We start from the raw sequence: 3768 nt of genomic DNA on the forward strand, positions 1-3768 counted from the left end.
CCGTCGGATCTGCCGCAGATTGCGGCGCACCCGGCGCCAAGCACCTTCACAGTAAATCCGCGCGATGTCCAGCTCGGGCTTCGCGGCCTCCTCTCCCACCGCATTGATCCGGCTGGTTACCCGGGAAAGCACCGCCAGCATCCCGTAAAGGTCTATGGCGGCATCAGCAAATCGCTTGAGCATCAGCTGCCGATCCACCACCCGCTTGCCGAACTTCATGATAGCTGAATCCACCGCCAGGTGAAAACGTTCCACGTAATAGGAGCAGCGCTCGGCCCATTCCTTGAGGGCTGGATGCACCGCCGTGAGATGGGGATGAATAACGGCACCCCGGACTCTGGTAAGGGCGTAGTCGGCCAGGAACCCAAATCCCTTGATAGGATCCCGGAGGGCTTTACCCAATCGCTTGAGGTACTCGCCGGGCGCTCGCATACCGGCCAGAGCGATGAACAGACGGAGAACCTCGTTAGTACCCTCGAAGATGAGATTGACACGGGCGTCCCGCAGGCCGCGCTCAAAAGGATAATCCTTCATGTATCCCAGGCCACCCAGGAGCTGTAGCGCCTCGTTGATGTCGGCCCAGCCCCGCTCGCTCGCAAATACCTTGCAGATGGCCGCCTCCAAGGAGTAGTCCACGTCTCCCCGATCCACCAGGCCCGCCGTAAGGTAGACCATACTTTCCGACACGTAGGTGTCCACCGTCATCTGGGCGAGCTTCTCCTTGATGAGCTCAAACTCGGCGATGGGACGTCCGAACTGAGAGCGTTCCAGGGTGTGCTTCACGGCATCCTTCAGAACGACCTTGGCGCCCCCGGCCACCCCCTCGGCCAGAGCCAACCGGCCCGAGTTCAGTACTTGCATAGCCACCTTGAAACCTCTGCCCCTCTCTCCCAGCAGGCTGTCGGGGGGCAAAACCACATCGTCGAAGAAGAGGGGCACCGTACTGGAGGCCTTGATGCCCAGCTTGTCCTCTTCCGGTCCCCGGGTGAAGCCCTCCAGACCCCAGTCCACGATGAAAGCGGAGATTTTCTGCTCAGTTTTGCCGTCAACCTCCACTGCCGTTTTGGCGAAAACCGTGAAGAAATCGGCTATGCCGCCGTTGGTAACCCAGAGCTTCTGTCCATTCAGCAACCAGGTGCCGTCCGGCTGGCACACAGCGCGAGTCTGGATGGAAGCCACGTCACTGCCGGCGCCCGGTTCGGTCAGGGCGAAGGCCGCCAGCTTCTTGCCGCTGGCCAGGTCGGGCAGGTACTTCCGCTTCTGCTCCTCGCTACCGTACAGCAGCAGACCCTTCACGCCGATGGAACTGTGCCCACCCACGGTCACCGGAAGGGAGCCGTCGATCATGGCCAGGGCTTCGAAGACCCTGGCGTAGGCCGTCTGGGACAGACCCAGGCCCCCGTAGACCTCGGGAACGTTGAGGCCGAATAGGCCCATCTCCCCCAGGGCCTCCAGGGTGCCTTCGGGATACCGGGCCTGGGCATCGGCCTCGGCGGAATTAAAATTCTCTTCGGCCCATTTGAACAAATTGTCAGTGATGATCTTCACCATGTCGGCCTCTTCCTTATCCATACTGGGAAACGGAAAAGTCAGGTCCTCCAGAATCTCGCCCTGGAACAGGGACTTCATCAGGGATAACGTGGTTTCAGCCATGTCGCGCTCCTGTAGCTGCCGGTTAGGGCACGTTTAACCGTGCCCCTGCAGGTGAAAATTTACCACCTCGAGGAAGAGTAGTGGGGTGGTATCGCGAAAACGAAGAGCAGGGAGCAGGGCTCAGAAGGCCTATTGCGCCTCCTCATACAGCCGCTTAAACAGGTCCCGCTCTGCCTGGGTGAGTTCCTGCCCCCGGCGGCCTTTAACGGTCGCCATGGTCTCCAGGCACTTTTCCAGGTCATAGCGTTCCTGGCCGTCGCCGCCCCAGGCGAAAGAGGGCACGACCTTGGGCGGTGTAACCGGGCCGAACACATTTGCCGCCACCCCTACGCGGGTACCGGTGTTGAAGAGAGTACCGATGGCGGTCTTGGCATGGTCACCCATGAACATGCCGATGAAGGTTTTCCCCGTATCTACGGTCTGGCCATTGACTAATACTTTCACCGGCCCATAGTTGTTTTTCAAATCGCTGTTGGTGGTGCCAGCACCCAGGTTGATCCACGATCCTAGGTAGGCATGTCCCAAAAACCCATCGTGCTGCTTGTTGGTGTATCCCTGCATGATGGTGCCTTCCACCTGCCCCATGACCCGGCAGACGGGTCCTAAAGCGACCTCCTCCAGAAACGCGAAGGGCCAGACCTTGCACTTGGAACCCAGGTAAGTCGGCCCGGCGATAACGGAGTGGGAAGCAATCGTAGTACCGTCTTCAATGATAACCGGTCCGTGGCGGATATCGAGGGTTACGGCGGGATCAATGGTCACGTCCTTGCCCAGATAGACGCCGCCATCACCCACTACTTCCACACCCCGGGGCAAGGCGCTGCGGGCTGCGCTGCGGTACCAGCGGTCAAAGTCAGCGGTGAGCCGTTCGCCATTGGTTAGAAAATGGTCCCACAGGTAGTGGAGGAGTGTTGGGCCTTCATATTCAGTCGGATTGAAAGAATGCTGCTCCCCGCGCATCAAACTGTCACGAAACGCTCGGCCGTCATAGGCGGGCAGGTACCCTCCCACTAGACGCTCCTCCTGCATCATATGTGCGTGTTTCGCATCCAATAATTGGAACGATTCCTCATCCCACAGGGCCGTTCCGTTAAGCCAGAGGCCGGCCACCACCTGCTCCGGATTGACCGGCAGGTCGGGGTAACGTTCCTGCACCACCGCCGCCATTTCAGGACGCACCACCAGGCTGAGGGGCTTATCGCTCACTACCCGGCGGATGCGCTCCAGGTGGGTGTAAGCGCCGCAGCGCAGCTCAAAGGTGGCCCAGGTGAGGGTCAGCGGTTCCAGGTTCAGGGCATACTGGTCTTCAAAGACGTAAATCATGAACGGTCCCTTCTGAACTTTCCAGACAGTTGCGGATGAGGTTAACCACCGGGTGTTCCCAGATCACATAGTTTGAGCATTTGCGCATACGCCTTCCTGAGGGGTTGGTCCGGATCGGCGTAGATATGGATGTTATACAGGTCGTCGGCATAAGGACCGGAGAGCCCGATCCGTCGGGGCGTATCGATCACACTCATCACCCGGGCAATCTGGAAGTTCAACTCCGGGTCCAGGTTGATCACGGCGTCGAAAGCCTGATTCCGGAAACGGGCCAACATCACATCCATCTGAATCCTGGTGGGATCGTCCGGGTGCATAGGGAAATAGAAGGTTGAATGCAGCGGGCATGAGATGCGATCGCGATAGAGGTTGGAGATGGCGAGGCAAATGGTATTCCGGTGCAAATATCGCTGCAGGCGCCGGGCGACATAGCGGCTCTCCGCCACCAACTGATTTTGAATAGGGAACAGAAAGAGGAGTCGCCTGGGCCGCGGTTGATGAGGGGAAAAAACCACTTCCCGCGGCGGGGCAGTAAGGTAGCCGATCATTTGGTAAACTCGCAGCCGGGTGCTCGTCTTCATGCCAGACTTTGCCTAAAATAAAATGTAATTTACTTTTTAAGACATCACAAGCGACAGGGGAAACCATCAACCATAAGCCCAATACCCTTCCGGATAGTTCTCAGAGAGGGCCGATTTTATTCCGGCCAGATTATGCCAGCCTGCCCGTCCGCGATGCTTTAAATTTCCGACTCGTGAACTCTTCCGCGCACTACCGACTGCTCGCTGTCCT

At 58.6% G+C, this 3768-nt stretch carries 3 protein-coding genes; all 3 read right to left on the reverse strand.

Features of this window, described 5'->3' with window-relative positions; all coding sequences use genetic code 11:
- Positions 1–1653, reverse strand: a 1653-nt coding sequence (locus ACETWG_03850) for an acyl-CoA dehydrogenase family protein (GenBank protein MFB0515722.1), incomplete at its 3' end; no start/stop codon positions are given.
- Positions 1654–1782: 129 nt separating this feature from the next.
- Positions 1783–2976, reverse strand: coding sequence for a putative sugar nucleotidyl transferase (locus ACETWG_03855; protein ID MFB0515723.1), 1194 nt, complete (start codon positions 2974–2976; stop codon positions 1783–1785).
- A 41-nt stretch (positions 2977–3017) separates the two neighbouring features.
- Positions 3018–3557: a hypothetical protein gene (locus ACETWG_03860; protein ID MFB0515724.1), complete on the reverse strand. Its 540-nt coding sequence runs from the start codon at positions 3555–3557 to the stop codon at positions 3018–3020.
- Between the last annotated feature and the right edge of the window lie 211 nt (positions 3558–3768).

The sequence above is a fragment of the Candidatus Neomarinimicrobiota bacterium genome (assembly GCA_041862535.1).
GTDB lineage: Bacteria > Fidelibacterota > Marinisomatia > SCGC-AAA003-L08 > TS1B11.